This is a genomic window from Sphingobium sp. Cam5-1, assembly GCF_015693305.1.
Taxonomy (GTDB): domain Bacteria; phylum Pseudomonadota; class Alphaproteobacteria; order Sphingomonadales; family Sphingomonadaceae; genus Sphingobium.
On the sequence record NZ_CP065138.1, the window covers coordinates 719,065 to 738,598 of the forward strand.

Below are 19,534 nucleotides of genomic sequence, written 5' to 3' on the forward strand. Positions count from 1 at the left end.
CCTGTCCAACTACGGTTGACTATCCCGAAAGCCCTTTCTAAACGGGCCGCGCCTTGACGGGTGCAACCGCACGCGCCATGCCGCCTGACGTTGGCTTATCTGCCTGAACGAAAAGGAACGGCCATGACGCAGGATGTGCCCGGGCAAGACCCGGTAGATGAGGACGAGCGCATCACTTCCCTTGAGGAGCGGATCGCGAAGGCCGAACGAGCCGAAAAGGTCAGACAGGGGACCACCAAGCAACAGGGCGATGATGGATCGCGCCTGGGCAACAGGGTTCTCGCAGAACTGATCGGCGGTCTTGCCGGTGGTGCCGTGGTTGGTGGGACTTTGGACTACTTTCTGCGAACATCCCCATGGCTCCTGCTGGCGTTCCTCGGTCTTGGGATCGTGGTTGCTTTCAGGAACATCATCAGATTGACGACGACGAAGCGTCCCGGCGAATAGGGGCGCTTTTATCTTAGTCCGAATACCAGACGTTACAGGGGTCAACGTGGCAGAATCCGGCAAAATCGATCCGATGCACCAGTTTGCGATCGAACCGCTGTTCGGTACGGATCACTTGTCGCTTGGCGGCTTCAACATCGCTTTCACCAACAGCGCGCTCTACATGGTGGCTGCTGCTGTGGTGCTGTGGATTTTCGTGATCGGCGGCATGAAGCGTGAGTTGGTGCCCGGCCGCTGGCAGATGGCGGTCGAATATATGACCGGCTTCATCAAAAGCCTGCTGATCGCCAATGTGGGTGAAGGCGGCAAGAAGTATATTCCTTATGTCTTCTCGCTGTTCATGTTCATCCTGTTGGCAAACCTGCTTGGCCTGCTGCCGCTTGGTTTGATCGGCCTGCATCCCTTCACCTTTACCAGCCACTTCACGGCTACCGGCGTTCTCGCGATTCTGAGTTTCTCGATCGTGCTGATCGTTGGCTTCTGGAAGCATGGCTTGCACTTCTTCTCGCTGTTCGTGCCCCATGGTACGCCGCTGCCCATGATCCCGGTGATCTTCCCGATCGAGTTGGTATCGTTCATGGTGCGGCCGTTCAGCCTTGGCCTGCGACTGTTCGTGGCGATGACCGCCGGGCACGTTCTGCTCAAGGTGCTGGCCGGGTTCGTCATCAACAGCTCCAACGCGGGTGCCGGATATGGCCTGACCGTCGGGTCCGCCAGCTTCATCCTGATGATCGGCATCAGCGCCCTGGAAGTGCTGGTCGCGGTGATCCAGGCCTATGTGTTCGCGCTGCTGACTTCGGTCTATCTGAACGACGCCGAGAACCTGCATTAAGTTTCCACTATTTTTCCAACCATTTGTTCGAGTTTAGAAAAGGGAGTTTACGACATGGACGCAGAAGCCGCAAAGCTGCTCGGTGCTGGCCTGGCCGCGATTGGTGCGGGCCTCGCCTCGCTCGGTGTGGGCAACGTGTTCGCATCGTTCCTGGAAGGCGCGCTGCGCAATCCGGGCGCCGCTGACGGCCAGCAGGGCCGCCTGTTCATCGGTTTCGCCGCAGCCGAACTTCTGGGTCTGCTGGCGTTCGTTATCGCCATGATCCTGGTGTTCGTGGCCTGACAAGCACTTGGCGTGCGGGCAGGGCGGCTGTCGCCGTCCCGCCCGCACGCATGAATTGACGGCGCCCTGATCGGACGGACCTATAATGCCTCAAATCGCGCAAATTGCCGAAACCTATGCATCGCAGATTTTCTGGATGCTGCTGACATTCGGCTTTGTCTTCTTCGTCATCGGCCAGGGTATGGTCCCTAAGGTTCAGGCGACGGCCGACGCGCGCGACGCGAAGATCACAGGTGATCTGGACGCGGCCAAGGCTGCCTTCGCCCGCGCCGATGAGGCAGAGGCTGATTATCGCACCCGCGATGCGGAAAGCAGGGCTGCGGCCCAGGCAACGCTGGCCCGTGCGAAAGCGGAAGCGGCGAAGGCTTCCGAAGTGCAGCTTGCTGCCGCCGACGCTGAAATCGCCACGCGGATCGGCGCTGCTGAAGCCCGCATCCAGACGGCCAGTCAGGCAGCTATGGCAGAGATTGAAACCGTCGCCGCCGAAGCGGCGCGCGACATGGTGGCTCGTATTTCCGGCGTGAGCGCGTCGGACGAAGCGGCCCGCAACGCAGTAAAGGCGGCACTGGCCCATGGCTGAGGCAGCAGCACAGCATAGCGAAGGTACGCCTCCGCATCTTGACGACGCAATTCACTCCGAAGGAATGGAGCCGGTAGGCACCGTCGCGCATGAAGGCGTGGCGCCTCACACTGACCCGAAGGCAGTCGGCATGGACGCGACCGCCTGGGTCAGCCTGGCAATGGCGGTCTTCATCCTCATCCTCCTGATCAAGAAGGTGCCCGCGCTGATCGGCAATGTGCTCGATGGCCGGATCGCCCAAATCAAGGAACAATTGGCGGAAGCTGCGAAGCTGCGCGCCGAGGCTGACGCGCTGAAGGCTGAATATGAGGCGAAGCTGGCCAATGCGGCTGGTGAAGCCGAAGCGATGCGCAAGTCGGCCGAGAGCGAAGCGGCAACGCTGCTTGAAGATGCCAAGGCCAATGCGGTTGCGCTGGTCGCCCGTCGCCAGAAGATGGCCGAGGACAAGATCGGTGCAGCGGAACGCGCTGCCATTGCGGGCATCCGTACAAAGGCCGTCAACGCTGCCACCAGCGCGGCTGCAACGCTAATCGCGCAGAACCATGACGCGGGCGCGGATCGGCAGTTGGTTGATAGCGCGATCAAGGGTCTTGGCCCTAGCATCTGAAGCTGACGATTTCGTCTTGAAAGGGGTCGATGCGGTTTGTCGCACCGGCCCTTTTTTATGTCTGGATGTGGATCGGCCTTGTCTGTTCCCAGCTAGAGCATGATCCGATCAGACTGGATCGGATCATGCTCTATTTGTTTTTTTCCCGCATTTTCCGAGCCAGCAGATGATGCCATCTGCTTCGAAAATGCTCTAATATTTCGCGCGCTGCGCTAGCCAGAGAAGATCGATCTGAAAGCCTGCTGTTGTCGATGGCCATGCGGCATTGGGTGTCGCTCCTCTGCGTCCGGTTAGCAGTTGAATATCGTGCCCAGCGACGATCCCACTCTCGTAAACGATTCCCTTCCGCGGAGATGTCGAGTGTCTCCGGGTTGCCGAGGATCAAAGTCTCTACGATTCTTTCCGGCCATCCGCGCTCCGATGTTGGAAAGGGGGCCGGATGTTGCGGTCGCATAATTACGCGTGAACAAGGCCAAAGATGGTCAAGGTGGTTCGCGCTGAATTAGACTCCAAGGTTCAGGAAGCGGCGCCCAGCCATTGCGCTTGTCTGTGTCACCGCTATCTCTGCACCCATGTCGCATCCCCAATCTCCCGACCGTTTTCATGAGGACAAGGCCAGCTTCACCGTACGCGGAGCAGGCACGCCGGATATCGAGGCAGGGGTTGAGGCGATCCGTACCACGCTGAAGACTCTGCCGACGCGGCCCGGTGTTTACCGGATGCAGGACGCTCGCGGTGACGTTCTCTATGTCGGCAAAGCGCGGGCGCTGCGCAATCGGGTGGCGAATTATACGCAGGTCGATCGCCTGCCAAAGCGGTTGCAGCGCATGGTAGCGCAAACGCGGTCGATGACGATCGTGACGACTAACAGCGAGGCCGAGGCGCTACTGTTGGAAGCGCAACTGATCAAACGGTTCCGGCCGCCTTATAATGTGCTGCTGCGGGACGACAAAAGCTTCCCCTTTATCCTTCTGCGGGAGGATCATGATTTTCCTCGGGTCCAGAAACATCGTGGCGCGCGCAAATATAAGGGGCGCTATTATGGACCTTTCGCCAGCGCGGGGTCGGTGACGCGGACTATCAATGCGCTGCAAAAGCTGTTCCTGCTGCGAAGTTGCACGGACAGCTTCTTTGCCAATCGCTCGCGTCCCTGCCTGCTGTTTCAGATCAAGCGTTGTTCGGCGCCCTGTGTCCAGCGGATCGACGAGGCGGGCTATGCAGAGCTGGTGAAGGATGCGCAGGATTTCCTGGGCGGCAAATCGACCGCCGTGCAGAAGAAGCTGGGCGAGGCGATGCAGGCCGCTTCGGAAGCGATGGATTTCGAGCAGGCTGCTGTTCTGCGCGACCGGCTGAAGGCGCTGACCTTCATTCAGGGTAGCCAGGCGATCAACGCCGAAGGGCTGGGCGATGCGGACATCTTTGCGCTGGCGACGAAGGGTGGGTCGATGTGCATCCAGGCCTTCTTCATTCGGGGCGGACAGAATTGGGGACATCGCAGCTTCTTCCCTGTCCACACGGCTGAAGTCGCGGAGGATGAGGTGCTGGCGAGCTTCATGGCGCAATTTTATGAGGAAGTGCCGCCGCCTAAATTGATTCTGTCCGATCGCGCGCCGATGGAATGTGAACTGATGGCGCAGGCTCTGACGGAGCGCATCGGCTCCAAGGTGCGGATCGAGGTTCCACAGCGCGGTGATCGGACGCGGCTGATCAAGCAGGCGCAGCGCAATGCGGTTGAGGCGCTCGACCGGCGGCTGGCCGAGACGACGACGCAGGCTAAAATTCTGGAAGAGATGGTCGAGACATTCGGGCTGGATGGCGTGCCTGACCGGATCGAGATTTACGACAACAGCCATATCCAGGGGAGTCACGCATTGGGAGCGATGGTGGTCGCGGGGCCGGAAGGATTTCGCAAGAATGCCTATCGCAAGTTCAATATGAAGAACCCGGAGACGTCGAACGATGACTTCGCGATGATGCGGGAAATGTTCGAGCGGCGCTTTGGCCGGGCAGCGCGGGAAGATCCCGATCGCGATAGCGGGGAATGGCCCGACCTGGTGCTGATCGATGGCGGCAAGGGGCAATTGTCGGCGGCGCGTGCGATCCTGGAAGATTTGGGAATCGAGGATATCTGCATGATCGGCATCGCGAAGGGGCCGCATCATGGGCGTGATGGACGGGAAGTGTTCCATATGCCCGATGGTCGGGAGATCAGTTTTCCGATCAATCATCCCGTCCTGTTCTACCTGCAGCGATTGCGGGATGAGGCGCATCGTTTTGCGATCGGGGCGCACCGGCAGAAGCGGAGCAAGGCGATTTCGACCAGTTCGCTGGATGAGGTGCCGGGAATTGGTCCGTCGCGGAAGAGGGCGCTGTTGATGCATTTTGGAACGGCGAAAGCGGTGAAAAGCGCGGCGCTGGAAGATTTGCTGAAAGCGCCGGGCGTTTCGAAAGCTGTGGCGCAGCAGATTTTTGATTATTTTCATGGATGAGATGGTGAGAAGAACCATCTTCTGAAATCTTGTTTCGGGGTCGAAACAATGAGCGGGGCATGTGATTGACTTTGCGCCCGATTTTTCCTGTCGCCCTTGCGTAATGGAGGCGGTCCTGCGATGGTCCGGTCAGACGCTTACAATCATGGCGCGGGTTCGGGAGAAGGGGGTGTGAGGAAGATTAGCTTTCGTTCATCGTCGCGGAGTGATTCCGCTAATTTACTACGTCCGTTGCAATCTATGATTGCTCTTGCCCGGATATATCATTTAGATTCACTTCATCCTTATTAAGTGAAATCAACAGATACTTATCCAAAGACATATATCCAGTCCTATAAGATAGGCGGGCGGAGTCGTGAGAGCATGATCCGAAGACATGCCGAACTGCTGCGGACCTTGGGCGGGTGGCGTTCGTTCGCCCCGTCCGCGCTTCGGCCCTGGCGCATGCTGGACGTCACGCGGCTTGTGCTCGCCAGCGTCTATGGCTTTGTAAGTTTCGCCTTTGCGACGCCCCGATCCTGGGCCGAGGTCGCGGAGAACGGCATCATCGCCGCCATGCTGCTGCTGGCGGTGGGTGCGTTGATCCTGTCCGGGCGGTCCTGGGTCACGGAATTGCGCATTCGCAAGCCGGTGGTGTGCCTGGATGCTCTGCTGTTCCTGGCGCTGCTGGTCGTCACCAACGCATCGACCAGCCCCTATTTTCCTGGCAGTCTGTTCGTCGTGGTCGAGATCGCGCTGATCGTCCGGCGGCGCTTCCACCTGTTTGTGGGGGCGTTTGCAGCGATAACCGCGATCCTGATCATTTGGGTGAATGACGTGGTCGTGGTTCCATCCGAACCGGATGCCGAGCGGGTGGCCTTGCGCGTCCTCTACCTTGCGGTGGTGATCACGGTGACGGGCATGTTGCTAGGCCCGCGCCGCGAAAAGCTGCTTCAGCAGGAGCGGGCAAGAAAGCTGACGGAAGGCGGCCTGCAACTGGTGAAGGGCAGCGCTGGCGCTTTCCTGTTGCAGGCGCTGAAGATCGCGACGGGCGGTGAAAATGGCGCGCTGCTGTTCCGTACCGCCAGCACGGAAGCCTATCGTTTTGCATCAAGCCGCTTCGGAGAGAGGGTGCCGGAGGGCAGCGACGCATTGCTGGCGGTTGAGACGGGATGGCATGACCGCCGCCGTGGCGCGTCGATCAGCCTTTCGCAGGATGGTGTCAGCCAGATCGAGCCCCTGACGCGGAGTGGCCGGGGCTGGGCAGCTCTGCTGGATGCCGAAACGGTGATGACGTTGCACGTATCGCTGGGCACGTTCGAGGCAGTGGGCGCGGTACAACTGGACGATCCGACGCATGAGGATGTGGCCGCGATCGCGCAGCGCGTGTTCGAAAGCGCGTGCGAGGAATTGATGGTCCGCAACAGCCTGGACCTGGCTCATGTTATCGCAGGCGCGCGGGAGCGTGAACGGTTGCAGCGGGAGTTGCATGACAGCGTGCTGCAGGCGCTGGCCAGCATTCGCTATCAGGCGGCGCCGGTGCTGAACGGGACGGCAGAGGACGCTATTCCCGTGCTGCGCACTATTGATCAGATCGCGAAGGATCAGATCGGCACCATAAGGTGGATCATCAATCCGGTTCAGGATGAGGATGATTTTGCCTATCTGCCCGAAACGCTGTCGATGGTCGTCCGGTCACTGGCGCAGCAATGGGGAATCCAGTGTGACCTGCGGGTGGAGGAGGGCAATTGTGCCACCAGCGCGATGATCGGCCGCGAACTGAGCTTTGCCGTGCGCGAGATCGTCGCCAATGCGGTGCGCCATGCCGGAGCGCGGACGATGGAATTTTCCCTGCGACCGGCGGGCAACCGGATCGCGCTGCATGTGACGGATGATGGTGTGCCCAATCTGGCAAGGCTGGGGTCGACCGGCGCGGTGCAGTCGCGATCGTTGATGCGGCGGATACAGGGATTGGGGGGCGAGGTGTATTTGCACAATCTGGGCGGGCGGACGATGATTCAGATTACTGTGCCTCGGAAGTGAGGGGGTGGGGTTGGTGTTGGGGGAGTTGAGGTTAGGGCGGGCATTTAGGGAATGTTGCGTGTTTTCCCCTCCACCGGCTTCGCCGGTCCCCCTCCCCATCTTTCGATCGGGAGGATTTCGAAGGCAGAACTATTCGGGGGCGGGACGTTTTACCGGGGGTTAACCAGAATGATTGATAGTCGGCCCTTCTAGGTGGCGGGGCGGAGGTCCGGGTTTCGATGGTGCGATTGGTTCAGGATCATCTTTACCGCAAGAGCGTGGCACTGGTGCTGTCGTTGCAGCTGAACATGGAGCGTATCATTGCCGCCTGGGTCGTGATCGCGGCCTTTGCTTGCGGGGTGCGGCTGGCGTTTCCGGCTACACCCTATGCGGGAGTACCCTGGGCGAGCGAAGCGGGGCTGTTGCCCTATCTGCCGGTTGTAGGCGCGCCGGTGGCCACGCTGCTGCTGGGCCTCAAGCTGTTTCCGGCCGGGCGCGTGCATGCGCAGCCGAGCATTCGTTTGGCCAAGGTCGGGCGGTGGCGCAAGATCGACTGCCTGAAGGCGCGCGAGATGTCGCAGTTCGGGCTGTATGGCGTGATGGCGTCGCTGTTGCTGGGCATCGCGCTCAACGTGCCGGTGCGGACGCTGGAGTTTTTGACTGCCATGCCTGCACTGGGCAGCTATGCGCCGGGCTGGTTCGTCAGCCTGTATGCGGTGATGCTGGCGGATGTGGTGTTGCTGTCCTGCCTTTACATGTTCGCCTTTGCCATGGCGTTGCGCATGGTGCCGCTGTTCCCCCGGTTTCTGGTGATGGTGTGGGGCGTGGACCTGATGGCGCAGTTGGGCATTGCCCAGTTGGTGGCGCGCATCGGCGATGTGCCTCATGCCGTTGAGCTGGCGCTGGTCGATTTGCTGAGCGGCAATATCAAGAAGGTGCTGATCAGCGCGGCGCTATGGTTGCCCTATTTGCTGTTGTCGGAGCGGGTGAACATCACTTTTCGCAACCGGGTGAGCGCCTGAAAGCGTTCGGCGTGATCCCGAACTGATCGCGTGGTTCGGCAGGGCGGGGAGCCGGGCCGAGTCGTTCTCCAAAAAATGCTGGTGATTCGCGGGCTGTAACGCGCGGCGGGTTGTTGCTGATTCGCGATGGAGCGTGAGGTGCGACGCCGGGCGGTGGTGCGAGACTGTGCCCTTAAAAGGTGACGGGGTGGAATGGTCGGCCGAGCTATCTGCGGTGAGCTCGAGGCGCGCCGGATCGCCAAGAGCGATGGATATATATCGTTAATTAGGCCTTTATACTGTTAAGAAGTAAAAGTATAGATTTCCGTTATTCGCGTTTTTACTATTAGCTTCACAAGTTATACTGGCCGAGATGCAAAAATTCCTGACAGTAAATGGGTGCGATTCTGTCAATTTCGAGTGATATATAACCAAAGATATATTAAAAAATTCGGCAGTATTACTTGCAGGGACAGGTATGGAAATCAAAAATGGTTAACAAAAAATTGGCGTAAGATATTGTAAAATATAGTCTTTTTTTACCATGTTGACTTGCCCCGTCTTTGAGCCAATTTGGGGACAAGTTCTACGGGAAACTGCCCAACTGCCTGGTGAGTGGAAAAACACCGCTAGGGTCGCCAGGTGGCAAAGGCCCCTCCGCAGAACTGATGCGAGAGCAGCCGGGAAAATGGTTTCCGGTTAAATAGGGGTAAAAGACATGACTTTCTTCAAGACAATCTGGTGCGACCAGAGCGGTGCTTCGGCGGCCGAATATGCGTTGATCCTCGCCATTGTTGGCACCGGCATTGCGCTGGCGGCCTTCAATCTTGGTGGTGCGATCAAAGGCGCCATGTTCAAGGCAACCAATTGCATTTCCAACGGCAGCACTAGTGGTGCCTGTTGAGTTAAAGGATCGAGCAATGATTTTCGTCAAAACGCTTTGGAACGATCAGAGCGGCGCCTCGGCGGCCGAATATGCCTTGATCCTAGCGATTGTGGGGACTGGCATTGCAGTGGCGGCGTTTAATCTAGGCGGTTCAATTAAGGGCGCCATGGATCAGTCGTCCACCTGTATTTCTAATGCGGTGGTTGGAACTGGCGCCTTGGCGAAATGCCAATAAGGTTGAACTGCTAAATAAATATTGGATGTCCATGCCTTGGCATGGACATCCAAAAAGGGGGGAGTCGTGGGGCAGCGCAGATCTCTTATAATTCTTGGCTTTGCGATCTTTCTTGGTCTGGCGGCAGTTTTCGTGGCCAATGCCTATTTGAGCAAGGCCGAGCAGGCGCAGGCTACTCCGCAAGGGGGCATGGTCAAGGTTGTCGTTGCATCGATGCCTTTGGCCTTTGGCACGGCGGTTACTCCGGAAAAGATTAGGGTGGTCGATTGGCCTGCGGCGTCGGTGCCGCCGGGCGCTTTCCGCGATCCGGTTCAGCTCACCTCCCTTGGCAAGCAGCGGGTTGTGCTGCGCCAGATCGAGCCGGGTGAGCCGATTCTGACATCCAAGCTGTCCGCAGAAGGGGGCCGTGCCACCATGTCCGGTGTGTTGCGGCCCGAAATGCGTGCGGTCGCGGTTCGCGTGAGCGATGTGGCGGCGGCTGGCGGCTTCGTGCTGCCGGGTGATACGGTCGATGTCTTCGTCACGCGCACGGCGCAGGACGGCGCGGGCGGTAGCCAGCAGATCACCGACGTGCTGTTGCAAAACATCCGTATCATCGCCATCGACCAGAATGCCAATGACAGTTCGAAGGACCCGGCGGTCGGCAAGACAGCGACGCTGGAGGTCAATCAGGTCGATGCGCAGAAGCTGGTCCTGGGCCAGCAGGTCGGCCAGCTGACGCTGGTGCTGCGCAATGTGACGGACCAGCCCAACCCGGCGGTGCAGACCGTGGGGATCGAGGATTTGCGTGACGGCGCCTATGTCGGAGGGTTCTCCGGCCCGCGCGCCCGGATCGCGGAGGCTGGCTTCGCGCCTGCCCCGATGCCCAGGATGGGTGCGCCCCGGCGCAGCGTTCCGAAAAATGTTTCCGCCCTGCCCGCGACCGCATCGGTCGAAATCGTGCGCGGCACGACCGGCACCAGCTATGAGGTGAAGCGCTATGGTTCGCGGTAAGTCCATGAGGGCGCTGGCGCTGGGGGCAGCGCTGGTCGCAGGGGCGGCGACGCCTGCCCCGGCCCAGATCGCCTCGCTGACCGCCAGCAATGTGGATCATGCAGGGCAGCTGGACGTGCCGCTCAACAAGAGCCAGGTGCTGACGGTTGATCGCGCTTTTTCCAAGGCGCTGGTGGGTAATCAGGAGGTTGCGGACATATTGCCGCTGACCAACCGGTCGCTCTATGTGCTGGGCAAGAAGGTGGGGACGACGAGCCTTACCCTCTATGACAGCCGCAACATGCTGATTGCGGTGGTCGATGTGGCGGTGGGGCCGGATGTCGTGACGCTGAAGCGGCAGCTGGCGGAGCTGATCCCCGGCGAGCAGATCGGCGCGCGCATCTCCAACGATGCGGTGGTGCTGACGGGCACGGTGTCGAGTGCTTCGGCTGTGGATCGGGCGGTGCAGATCGCCAGGACCTATGCGGGCGGTGACGAGAAGGTCGTCAACATGCTGTCGGTGGGTGCTTCGCAGCAGGTGATGCTGGAAGTGCGCTTTTCGGAGGTGAACCGGCAGGCGGCGAAGCAGATCGGGTTGAACCACAGCTTTACGGGCAATCGGACGGCGGGCAGCATCGGCAATCTGGCCGGGGATTCGATCATCCCGACCAATAATGACCGCATTCCCACGATCAAGCTGGACGGTTTGTCCGATGCATTCGGTGTGGGGACGTGGGCGTATAAGATCGGCAGCCTGAACCTGTTTTCCGCGCTGGATGCGCTGGAGAGGAAGGGGCTGGTGAAGACGCTGGCCGAACCGACGCTGGTGGCGCTTTCGGGTGAGACGGCGTCGTTCCTGGCGGGCGGGGAGTTTCCGATTCCCGTGGTGCAAAATGGCGGCGGCGGGGGCGGCAGTGGCAATAATGGCATTACCGTCGAGTTCAAGCCGTTCGGTGTCAGCCTGGGCTTTACGCCTACGGTGTTGAGCGACGGAATCATCAACCTGGTGGTCGAGCCGGAAGTGAGTTCGATCGATCCGTCCGCATCGGTGACGATCAACGGGCTGGTGGTGCCGGGGTTGCTGACGCGGCGGGCCAAGACGGTGGTGGAACTGCGCGATGGGCAGTCCTTTGCCATTGCCGGGCTGTTGCGCAACGACTTTCAGGATACTGTGCGGCAGTTGCCGATACTGGGTTCGATCCCGATTATCGGGTCGCTGTTCCGCTCGACGGGCTTTCAGAAGCAGCAGACCGAACTGGTCATGATCGTGACGCCGCGGCTGGTGAAGCCGATGCGAGCGGAGGATGTGAGCTTGCCGACCGACCGGGTGGGCAATCCCAACGAGCTGGACCTGTTCCTGATGGGGCGGACGGACAAGGCGGTGGGGATCAATCCGCTCAACCCCGACGCGATGCCTCCGGAAAAGCGCCAGGCCGTGCCTGCTCCTGCTGCTCCGGCGGCGGCTGCTCCGGCTCCGGCTCCGGCTCAGGCTCCGGCAGGGGCGAGCCAGAGCGGGTATGAACTATGAGCGGGAGTGAGACCATGCGCAGACTGTCCCTGGCCGCGATGCTTGCCGTACCGGCGCTGGCGGGATGTACGGCGAACGACCCGACCTTTGGCGGGGCGGTGCGGAATAACTATGCGCAGCAGGTGATCAACCCGGAGCCGCGCTATGAGGGCACGCTCGTCGAAGGGGGCGAGGGCAAGCGCAGCGCGGCGGCGGTGGAACGCTATCGCACCGACAAGGTGAAGAAGCCCGCGACGATCAGCACGACCTCCGGCACTGGCGGCGGGTCTGGCGGCGGCGGCGGTGGCTCGGGCGGCCGGTAAGCGGGGAGGGCTTCGATCCATGTCTGCCCGTCGGAACAGCCTGCTAAGGTCAACCAGCGGTGCGGTGGCGCCGACTGTGGCCCTGTCGCTTTTCGGGTTGATCGCGGCGGGCGGCATCGCGTTTGACTATGCGCGGATGGCGAGCCTGGATACGGAATTGCAGACGGCAGCTGATCAGGCGGCGTTGGCGGCGGCGACCCAATTGGATGGGAAAAGTAATGCTCGCCAGCGTGCAACGGACGCGGTCAATAATCTGATTCAGAACGATACCAGATTTGCCAATGACAGCTGCGGAAGAGCGGTCAAGGTTGGAGGTACTGTGTCGCCAGGCTGTAACAACGCCGGCACAATAACATTCTACCAAGACAAGCCGAAGACCACATTGGCAACGGCTGACTCGAACGCCAATTTCGTCGAAGTCACGGTTAATTCCCGTACTGCGTTTTTCGCATTAACTCCGATCGTCAGTGCCTTTTCATCGGGCGGTTTATCTGCAGCGGCATATGCGGGCGTAGGGTCTGCTATCTGCAAGGTGCCGCCCGTCATGATTTGCAATCCGGACGAGCCGACGGGTAATGGCAACGCATATTACGACTTTAATGCGAACGGGCGGAAAGGGTTTGGGTTGCGATTATCTGGCGATGGTTCGTACGCGCCAGGGAATTTCGGATATCTCGATACAGGCTATGGAAGCGGCGCCAATGCACTTCTGGCTGCCTTGGGTTGGAACGCGCCGCCGGGCGACTGTTCGCCTTTGAACGGGGTCAGTACAAAGACGGGCCTGAACGCGTCCGTCATCGATGGATTGAACACCCGCTTTGACATCGACGCCAATGGGAACACCTGCACGACGGTGAACGGCGTTACAGGAACATGCTCGCCATCGGTAAACGTTCGTAAAGACTTGGTTCGTGGTAATGCCTGCGGCATCACCGGCAACGGCTGGGAAGAGAATGATGCGACCCCAAGCAATTACAGGGACAAGCGCTACCGCCCGGATTCTGCTGGGGCGATAACTGAAACTCCGGAGATCATGGGACTCCCCAGGGATATGTGTCACGCTTGGAGCCTGAGTGGGAACTGCACAGGTGGCGGAAACGGCCGGATTGGCAATGGTCAGTGGGACATCAACGCATATTGGCGATCGAATTATGGTGCGAATTATGCGGGAGAGGTCAGCGCCGCAACTTACGGCTCTCAGCCGCAGGGCTATCCGACCCGGTATCAGGTTTATCAGTGGGAGATGGATGATCTAAGCCGGATCAGCACGCCAAAAGCCGGAACGGGGGGTAAAACGGCGTATAGCAAACCCGTCGCTGGAATGTGTCTTGCAACGCCGACAGCACCGTATGGAATTCAACCCGGCGGCACGACTGCTGATCGCCGACGTATATCGGCTGCCGTACTCAACTGTAACGCGCTGGGCATCAACGGACATGAGGTCAATCAACCCGTGGTCAAATGGGTGGATTTGTTTCTGGTCGAACCATCAATAGACCGAAGCAAATGCAAGAGCGGAAGCGGTTGCAACGAAAAATATACTAATAAAACAGACATTTATGCGGAAATCATTGGTGAAACGCCCAACGGCACGGTGGGAACGACTGCAGGTCAGGTCATCCAGCGCAATGTGCCCTATTTGATCGAGTGACAACGATGGCACGCGTTTTTCTATCTCGTCTTGCATCGAGCAATGATGCCGCAGCCGCGGCCGAGATGGCGCTGGTAACGCCCATATTGATCGTACTGATGTTCGGTTCCTTCGAAGTGGGTAATTATTTCCTGAGCGAGCATGTGGTCGCAAAGGCCGTAAGAGATGGCGCACGCTATGCCGCCCGACAATCATTCAACTATTTCACCTGCCCTGCGGGCGTTGACAGCAGTGTTGTCACCAACACGCAGAATGTGACGCGCACAGGCCAAGTCGCCAGCGGCGGCCCGGCACGGCTAGCGGGTTGGACAAACCCTGCCACTGTTTCTGTCACATTGACTTGCGCTGCAATCAGTGGAGGCAATTACTCCGGCATATATCAGGGGATGAGTAATGTACCTAAGGTGAAGGTGTCGGCGACGGTGCCGTACACATCGCTATTCTATACGTTGGGTTTCACCCAATCATCACCCCAACTTGTGTCGGAGTCGGAAGCGGCGGTGCAGGGCTTATGATTTTGGCTATCCGCCGACTTGTCCGAGATGGGAGCGCCTCCTCTTCAGCGGAGTTCGCTTTGGTGCTACCGCTGCTCATTGTGTTTTTGCTGGGCACAATCGATGTGGGCCGTCTGTTGTGGACATGGAACAAGGCTGAAAAGGCAACGCAGATGGGAGTTCGCTATGCGGTAGCTACCGACATGGTGCCATCTGGTCTGCAGAATTACAGCTTTGTCGTGTCGGGTGGGTTGACGCAAGGTGACGCCATCCCGCTCTCATCTTTTGGCGGCGTGACCTGCACATCGACGAGTTGCACTTGCTCGGGGAGCAATTGTCCTGCGTCATGGACAACAAGCCCGAATACGACCGCGTTCAATGCTATCGTGGTGCGTATGCAGAAGTTCCTGCCGGAACTGACTGCTGCGGGCGTGCAGGTGAGTTACGCCAATTCGGGCCTCGGTTATGCGGGCGATCCGAATGGATCGGATGTCGCGCCATTGATAACTGTCAGTATCAGGCCAAATACGGTTACATTCCGGCCGATAACCTTCGCTCTCTTCAAGACGACGTTCAACCTACCCAGCTTCAGCGCCGCCCTCACCATGGAAGACGGTCAGGGCACGGTATCAAATTGAGGAACAAGATCTTGGGCATCGTGACGAACACAGCGGAAGCGGCCGAGAGCTGGACACTCAATGTGGGGGATGAGGGGATACATCTGATCCTTTCGGAGCAGGAGGTGGCGGCTTCCGATATTCTTGGGGATCAGTTGAGCGGGCAGTCGTTGGCCTTGTCCATGCTGCCTGCCGGGGCGCCATTGCCGCAGTCGTTGGTGGCGGAGGCGAAGGCCGTTATATTGGAGGTGCAGCCGGACGACGATGCGTCGACGCGGCGGCTGGCGGCTTTGCGGGCGGCTCATCCGGCGCTGCTGGTGGTGGCCGCCGTGCGCAATGCGGAGATTCCGTTGGTGCGCGCCTTGCTGCGCAGTGGGATCAACGATGTGGTGGCGCTGCCTTTGCAGGCGAGCGAGCTGTCGTCGATCATCGACCAACTGCGGGGTGAAATCGCGGCCAAGGGCGGGCGTGACGTCAAGACTGGCGCGCTGGTGTCGATCATCAAGAGCGTCGGCGGCGTGGGGGCGACGACGATCGCGACGCAGGCGGCCAGCCTGCATGCGCGCAATGCCAAACAGACGGTCGAGCGGGTTTGCCTGTTCGATTTCGATGTGCAATTCGGCAATGCGGGGACGTTCCTGAGCATCACTTCGCCGTTGACGCTGGCGGACCTGTTGCAGGGTGGCAATCGGGTGGACCGGGAGCTGCTGGCTTCTGTCACCGTCGAGACGCCGACCGGGCTGCATGTCGTGACGGCGCCGACGGACATCATGCCGCTGGAGGCGGTGAACGCCGATCAGGTGTTCCGCGTGGTCGAACTGGCGCAGCGCAATTATGATACCATCTATCTGGACCTGCCGGGCAACTGGACCAACTGGTCGATGTCGCTGGTGGCGCGGTCGGAAGTTATCTTCCTGGTGTGCGAACTGACGATCGCCAGCCTGCGGCAGGCGCGGCGGCAGATCGCTCTGCTGCGCGATCAGGATATCGATCCGGCGCGGATTCATGTGATCGCTAATCGGGTCGAGAAGAAGCTGTTCCGCGCGATCGGGCTGGAGGATGCGGCGGCGGCGCTGGATCATCCGGTGAACCTTAGCATCGCGAACGACTTCCCGCTGGTCAGCTCTGCGCTGGATCAGGGGGTGCTGATCCAGGAATTGAAGGCGCGCAGCCGTATTTGCAAGGACATGCAGGATATCGTCGATTGCACGATGCAGGCGGTCGAAGCGCGGCGTCAGGCGGAGAAAGGGTGATGTGGCAGATCCGGAAGGGCGACAGCCGCTTTGGTGATCCTCGCGATGAGGTGGGGCCGACCGATACCGAGCTGGTCCATTGGGAAGAGGACCGGCATACCGAGCTGAAGGTCGCGCTGCACCAGAAGCTGATTGACCTGATCAACCTGTCGGCGCTGGAGAATATGTCGCGCGCGCAGGTGGAAGCGGAAGTGGGCGAGATCGTCCATGAGCAGCTGGCGTTGCAGAAGCATGCGCTGAACCTGGAAGAGCGCAAGCGGCTGGTTTCGGATATTTTGGACGAGCTGCTGGGGCTGGGGCCGTTGGAGCCGCTGCTGAAGGATAATAGCGTCACCGACATTTTGGTGAACGGGCACAAGATCGTCTTTGTCGAGCGCGGCGGGCGGCTGGTGGAGACGGCGACGCGCTTCAAGGATGAGAAGCATCTGCTGCGCATCATCCAGAAGATCGTGGCGGCGGTGGGACGGCGCGTGGACGAGGCTTCGCCCTTTGTCGATGCGCGTTTGGCGGATGGCTCGCGTGTCAATGCGGTGGTGCCGCCGCTGGCTGTCGATGGATCGCTGCTGTCCATTCGTAAGTTCGCCAAGGTGCCGATCAGCATGGCGCGGCTTTCGGAGCTGGGCAGCGTGCCCGCGCCGATGGCGCAGGTGCTGTCGGCGGTGGTGGCTTCGCGGCGCAATGTGCTGATTTCCGGGGGCACGGGGTCGGGCAAGACGACGCTGCTCAATGCCATGTCGGCAAGCATCGATGAGGCCGAGCGGATCGTGACGATCGAGGACTCGGCGGAACTTCAGTTGCAGCAGCGGCATGTGGTGCGGCTGGAGACGCGGCCGCCCAACATCGAGGGGCGGGGCGAGGTTACGCAGCGCGATCTCGTCAAGAATGCGCTGCGTATGCGTCCGGATCGTATCATCGTGGGCGAAGTGCGCGCCGGGGAGGCTTTCGACATGCTTCAGGCGATGAATACGGGGCATGACGGGTCGATGACGACGGTTCATGCGAATACGCCGCGCGATGCGCTGTCGCGTGTAGAGCAGATGATCGGCATGAGCGGGATCGATATTTCGCCGCGGTCGGCGCGGGCGCAGATTGCTTCGGCGCTGAACGTCATCGTGCAGGTCGGGCGTTTGTCGGATGGGCGGCGGCGGTTGCTGAGCATTTCGGAAATTACCGGCATGGAGGGCGAGGTCATCACCATGCAGGAAATCTTCCGCTTCAAGATGACCGGCCGGGACGAGAATGACATGGTGCGGGGCCATTTCGAGGCGACCGGCATCCGGCCCAAATTCATGGGCGAGCTGGCCGACCGGGGCATCCATCTGCCCGCCGAACTTTTCCGTCCTGATGCGGTGGTGCAATGATCAATCCGCTCTACATCCGCGCCTTTGTGCTGGTCCTGCTGTTCGCGGCGGTGATCCTGACGATCGAGGGGGTGCATAGCTGGTTCCGGGCACGGGCAGGGACTGAGCGGGTCGTCAACAAGCGGCTGAAGATGATCGCGGCGGGCTTTGAGCGCAGCACGGTGCTGTCGAAGCTGCGGCGTAATGACGACAGCCTGAACTTCAACCATGACAGTGTGTTTGGGCGGATGGCTCTGGGCGTCGTGCGGTCGCTGCATGGCGCGGGGCTGAGCGTGCCTGCGCGCGTCGTGCTGACGTTCATGGCGATTGCGACGGGGGTGCTGTTCCTGATCGTGGTGATCGGCGCGCTGGCGGCGGGCTATGGCATGACGGCTGGGATGATCGTGATGGCGGGGGCTTTTGCCGTGTCGCTGGGCGTGCTGCTGCCGATCATGGTGCTGAGCCGGTTGAGCCAGCGGCGGCGCAAGAAGATGGAAGAGCAGTTTCCGGTCGCGCTCGATACTTTCGTGCGGGGCTTGCGCGCGGGGCATCCGATCGCGGCGGCGCTGGACCTGCTGACCAAGGAGATGCGCGACCCGATCGGCAGTGAGTTCGGGATCGTGGTCGATGAGGTGACCTATGGGTCGGACCTGCGCGATGCTTTGCAGCGCATGGCCGAGCGGTGGGATATGAACGAGATGCACATGTTCGTGACGTCGCTGTCGGTGCAGGCGGAGACGGGCGGCAACCTGGCCGAGATATTGGAAAATCTGTCGCTGGTGATCCGGGAGCGGGCGAGCCTGTTCCTGAAGGTGCGGGCGCTGAGTTCCGAGGGGCGGATGACGGCGGTCATGCTGACGGCTTTGCCGATCCTGGCGTTTGTGGCGCTGTTCCTGCTCAACCCCGCCTTCTACCTGGATATCGCGCAGGACCCGATGTTCATCTTCGGCTTTTCCGGGCTCATCATCCTCTACATCATCGGCTTCGTCACGATACGCCGCATGGTTGATTTGAAAGTGTGACCTGATGCTGGACTTCGCCCTCATTTCACAGCTTCGGCCGATGTTGCTGATCCTGCTGTTCGTCGCGATCGTGGCCATTGTCTATGGTGTGACGGAGGCGGTCGCGCGTACGTCCCGGGTGCGGAGTCGGCTGGATGTCGTTAGCGACGTCGGTGGCGCGGTGCAGGGCGGTGGGCAGTCGCTGCGTAACGAGCGCAACAATAGCGAATGGAAGAAGCTGGTCGATCGGATCGAGAAGCTGGGTATTTCGCTGGCGGATACGAAGAATGACAGCTTGCGCAAGCGGCTGATCGCGGCAGGCTATCCTTCGCCCGAGGCGCCGAAGATATTTACCTTCATTCGGCTGGTGCTGACGCTGGCGCTGCCTGCGGTGCTGGTGCTGATGTCGCTCAACAAGCCGGAGCCGCCGAGCCCGGTGAAGCTGTATTTCATGGCGACCGCCATTGCGGTGCTGGGGCTGTATCTGCCGAACCTTTTCATTTCGGCCAAGGCGGCGCGGCGGCAGGAGGCGATCGTTCATGGCTTCCCCGATGCGCTGGACCTGATGCTGGTGTGCGTCGAGGCGGGGCTGGGGCTGGAAGCGGCGATGGATCGGGTGGGGCGCGAACTCGCCATCTCGCACCCGCTGGTGTCGCAGGCGCTGGGCAAGGTCGTGCTGGAACTGCGCGCGGGGATGAGCCGGGCGGATGCTCTGCGGCGGATGGCGGATGATGTGGATGTGGACGAAATCCGGTCTTTTGCCACGCTGCTGATCCAGTCGGACCAGCTGGGATCGAGCGTCGGTCAGACGCTGCGCGTCTATGCGGCGGAAATGCGCGAGAAGCGGCGGATGCGGGCAGAGGAGAAGGCGCATCGGCTGCCGGTGTTGCTGTCGGTGCCGCTGGTCGCGTGCATGCTGCCAGTGATGATCGGGGTGCTGATGCTGCCCGCCGTGGTGCGGGTGGTGCGGGATATCCTGCCGGTGATGACCCGGTAGCGGAAAGCAAGAAGGGGGA

The 19,534-nt window shown here is 60.3% G+C and carries 20 protein-coding genes; all 20 read left to right on the top strand.

Going from position 1 to position 19,534, the window contains the following annotated elements; genetic code table 11:
* Positions 1 to 123 precede the first annotated feature (123 nt).
* The gene (locus IZV00_RS03580) at positions 124 to 447 is read left to right on the top strand and encodes an AtpZ/AtpI family protein (RefSeq protein ID WP_196225808.1); all 324 of its coding nucleotides are present in this window, start codon (positions 124 to 126) and stop codon (positions 445 to 447) included.
* A 46-nt stretch (positions 448 to 493) separates the two neighbouring features.
* On the top strand, positions 494 to 1,279 hold the full coding sequence (locus tag IZV00_RS03585; RefSeq protein WP_196225809.1) for a F0F1 ATP synthase subunit A: 786 nt from the start codon (positions 494 to 496) through the stop codon (positions 1,277 to 1,279).
* A gap of 54 nt (positions 1,280 to 1,333) precedes the next feature.
* Positions 1,334 to 1,561, top strand: coding sequence for a F0F1 ATP synthase subunit C (locus IZV00_RS03590; RefSeq protein WP_021240110.1), 228 nt, complete (start codon positions 1,334 to 1,336; stop codon positions 1,559 to 1,561).
* 85 nt (positions 1,562 to 1,646) lie between these two features.
* Positions 1,647 to 2,141, top strand: coding sequence for a F0F1 ATP synthase subunit B family protein (locus tag IZV00_RS03595; RefSeq protein ID WP_196225810.1), 495 nt, complete (start codon positions 1,647 to 1,649; stop codon positions 2,139 to 2,141).
* Positions 2,134 to 2,748 carry a F0F1 ATP synthase subunit B family protein gene (locus IZV00_RS03600; RefSeq protein ID WP_196225811.1) on the top strand — a complete coding sequence of 205 codons (615 nt, stop codon included), beginning with the start codon at positions 2,134 to 2,136 and terminating at the stop codon, positions 2,746 to 2,748. Before IZV00_RS03595 ends, IZV00_RS03600 begins: the two co-directional genes overlap by 8 nt.
* 572 nt (positions 2,749 to 3,320) lie before the next feature.
* Positions 3,321 to 5,237, top strand: coding sequence for an excinuclease ABC subunit UvrC (gene uvrC / locus IZV00_RS03605; RefSeq protein WP_196225812.1), 1,917 nt, complete (start codon positions 3,321 to 3,323; stop codon positions 5,235 to 5,237).
* Between the two features lie 363 nt (positions 5,238 to 5,600).
* Complete coding sequence (locus IZV00_RS03610; protein ID WP_196225813.1) at positions 5,601 to 7,259, top strand: sensor histidine kinase; 1,659 nt, start codon at positions 5,601 to 5,603, stop codon at positions 7,257 to 7,259.
* Between the two features lie 218 nt (positions 7,260 to 7,477).
* Positions 7,478 to 8,260 carry a DUF2569 domain-containing protein gene (locus IZV00_RS03615; RefSeq protein ID WP_196225814.1) on the top strand — a complete coding sequence of 261 codons (783 nt, stop codon included), beginning with the start codon at positions 7,478 to 7,480 and terminating at the stop codon, positions 8,258 to 8,260.
* A gap of 697 nt (positions 8,261 to 8,957) precedes the next feature.
* Positions 8,958 to 9,143 carry a Flp family type IVb pilin gene (locus IZV00_RS03620; protein WP_196225815.1) on the top strand — a complete coding sequence of 62 codons (186 nt, stop codon included), beginning with the start codon at positions 8,958 to 8,960 and terminating at the stop codon, positions 9,141 to 9,143.
* Positions 9,144 to 9,159: 16 nt separating this feature from the next.
* Complete coding sequence (locus tag IZV00_RS03625) at positions 9,160 to 9,360, top strand: Flp family type IVb pilin (protein WP_196225816.1); 201 nt, start codon at positions 9,160 to 9,162, stop codon at positions 9,358 to 9,360.
* 66 nt (positions 9,361 to 9,426) lie between these two features.
* Positions 9,427 to 10,353, top strand: coding sequence for a Flp pilus assembly protein CpaB (gene cpaB / locus IZV00_RS03630; protein ID WP_196225817.1), 927 nt, complete (start codon positions 9,427 to 9,429; stop codon positions 10,351 to 10,353).
* Positions 10,340 to 11,860, top strand: coding sequence for a type II and III secretion system protein family protein (locus tag IZV00_RS03635; protein WP_196225818.1), 1,521 nt, complete (start codon positions 10,340 to 10,342; stop codon positions 11,858 to 11,860). The genes cpaB and IZV00_RS03635 overlap by 14 nt, the downstream gene beginning before the upstream one ends.
* A 14-nt stretch (positions 11,861 to 11,874) precedes the next feature.
* Positions 11,875 to 12,162 (top strand): hypothetical protein, encoded by a 288-nt coding sequence (locus tag IZV00_RS03640; protein ID WP_196225819.1) that lies wholly within the window; start codon positions 11,875 to 11,877, stop codon positions 12,160 to 12,162.
* Positions 12,163 to 12,181: 19 nt separating this feature from the next.
* Entirely contained in the window at positions 12,182 to 13,813 is a 1,632-nt protein-coding gene (locus IZV00_RS03645; RefSeq protein WP_196225820.1) for a pilus assembly protein TadG-related protein, read from the top strand.
* A 5-nt stretch (positions 13,814 to 13,818) separates the two neighbouring features.
* The gene (locus IZV00_RS03650; RefSeq protein ID WP_196225821.1) at positions 13,819 to 14,328 is read left to right on the top strand and encodes a TadE/TadG family type IV pilus assembly protein; all 510 of its coding nucleotides are present in this window, start codon (positions 13,819 to 13,821) and stop codon (positions 14,326 to 14,328) included.
* Complete coding sequence (locus tag IZV00_RS03655) at positions 14,325 to 14,945, top strand: TadE/TadG family type IV pilus assembly protein (protein WP_196225822.1); 621 nt, start codon at positions 14,325 to 14,327, stop codon at positions 14,943 to 14,945. The genes IZV00_RS03650 and IZV00_RS03655 overlap by 4 nt, the downstream gene beginning before the upstream one ends.
* 20 nt (positions 14,946 to 14,965) lie before the next feature.
* On the top strand, positions 14,966 to 16,177 hold the full coding sequence (locus tag IZV00_RS03660) for an AAA family ATPase (protein ID WP_230463292.1): 1,212 nt from the start codon (positions 14,966 to 14,968) through the stop codon (positions 16,175 to 16,177).
* Positions 16,177 to 17,538: a CpaF family protein gene (locus tag IZV00_RS03665; RefSeq protein ID WP_196225824.1), complete on the top strand. Its 1,362-nt coding sequence runs from the start codon at positions 16,177 to 16,179 to the stop codon at positions 17,536 to 17,538. The genes IZV00_RS03660 and IZV00_RS03665 overlap by 1 nt, the downstream gene beginning before the upstream one ends.
* Positions 17,535 to 18,539 (top strand): type II secretion system F family protein, encoded by a 1,005-nt coding sequence (locus tag IZV00_RS03670; protein ID WP_230463293.1) that lies wholly within the window; start codon positions 17,535 to 17,537, stop codon positions 18,537 to 18,539. The genes IZV00_RS03665 and IZV00_RS03670 overlap by 4 nt, the downstream gene beginning before the upstream one ends.
* Positions 18,540 to 18,543: 4 nt before the next feature.
* Positions 18,544 to 19,515: a type II secretion system F family protein gene (locus IZV00_RS03675; protein ID WP_196225825.1), complete on the top strand. Its 972-nt coding sequence runs from the start codon at positions 18,544 to 18,546 to the stop codon at positions 19,513 to 19,515.
* Positions 19,516 to 19,534 lie beyond the last annotated feature (19 nt).

Excerpts from the sequence above, each read along its gene's own strand:
- IZV00_RS03580 (WP_196225808.1), top strand. The coding sequence starts at position 124 with ATGACGCAGGATGTGCCCGGGCAAGACCCGGTAGATGAGGACGAGCGC.
- IZV00_RS03590 (WP_021240110.1), top strand. The coding sequence starts at position 1,334 with ATGGACGCAGAAGCCGCAAAGCTGCTCGGTGCTGGCCTGGCCGCGATT.
- IZV00_RS03595 (WP_196225810.1), top strand. The coding sequence starts at position 1,647 with ATGCCTCAAATCGCGCAAATTGCCGAAACCTATGCATCGCAGATTTTC.
- IZV00_RS03600 (WP_196225811.1), top strand. The coding sequence starts at position 2,134 with ATGGCTGAGGCAGCAGCACAGCATAGCGAAGGTACGCCTCCGCATCTT.
- uvrC (WP_196225812.1), top strand. The coding sequence starts at position 3,321 with ATGTCGCATCCCCAATCTCCCGACCGTTTTCATGAGGACAAGGCCAGC.
- IZV00_RS03610 (WP_196225813.1), top strand. The coding sequence starts at position 5,601 with ATGATCCGAAGACATGCCGAACTGCTGCGGACCTTGGGCGGGTGGCGT.
- IZV00_RS03615 (WP_196225814.1), top strand. The coding sequence starts at position 7,478 with ATGGTGCGATTGGTTCAGGATCATCTTTACCGCAAGAGCGTGGCACTG.
- IZV00_RS03620 (WP_196225815.1), top strand. The coding sequence starts at position 8,958 with ATGACTTTCTTCAAGACAATCTGGTGCGACCAGAGCGGTGCTTCGGCG.
- IZV00_RS03625 (WP_196225816.1), top strand. The coding sequence starts at position 9,160 with ATGATTTTCGTCAAAACGCTTTGGAACGATCAGAGCGGCGCCTCGGCG.
- IZV00_RS03635 (WP_196225818.1), top strand. The coding sequence starts at position 10,340 with ATGGTTCGCGGTAAGTCCATGAGGGCGCTGGCGCTGGGGGCAGCGCTG.
- IZV00_RS03640 (WP_196225819.1), top strand. The coding sequence starts at position 11,875 with ATGCGCAGACTGTCCCTGGCCGCGATGCTTGCCGTACCGGCGCTGGCG.
- IZV00_RS03645 (WP_196225820.1), top strand. The coding sequence starts at position 12,182 with ATGTCTGCCCGTCGGAACAGCCTGCTAAGGTCAACCAGCGGTGCGGTG.
- IZV00_RS03650 (WP_196225821.1), top strand. The coding sequence starts at position 13,819 with ATGGCACGCGTTTTTCTATCTCGTCTTGCATCGAGCAATGATGCCGCA.
- IZV00_RS03655 (WP_196225822.1), top strand. The coding sequence starts at position 14,325 with ATGATTTTGGCTATCCGCCGACTTGTCCGAGATGGGAGCGCCTCCTCT.
- IZV00_RS03665 (WP_196225824.1), top strand. The coding sequence starts at position 16,177 with ATGTGGCAGATCCGGAAGGGCGACAGCCGCTTTGGTGATCCTCGCGAT.
- IZV00_RS03670 (WP_230463293.1), top strand. The coding sequence starts at position 17,535 with ATGATCAATCCGCTCTACATCCGCGCCTTTGTGCTGGTCCTGCTGTTC.
- IZV00_RS03675 (WP_196225825.1), top strand. The coding sequence starts at position 18,544 with ATGCTGGACTTCGCCCTCATTTCACAGCTTCGGCCGATGTTGCTGATC.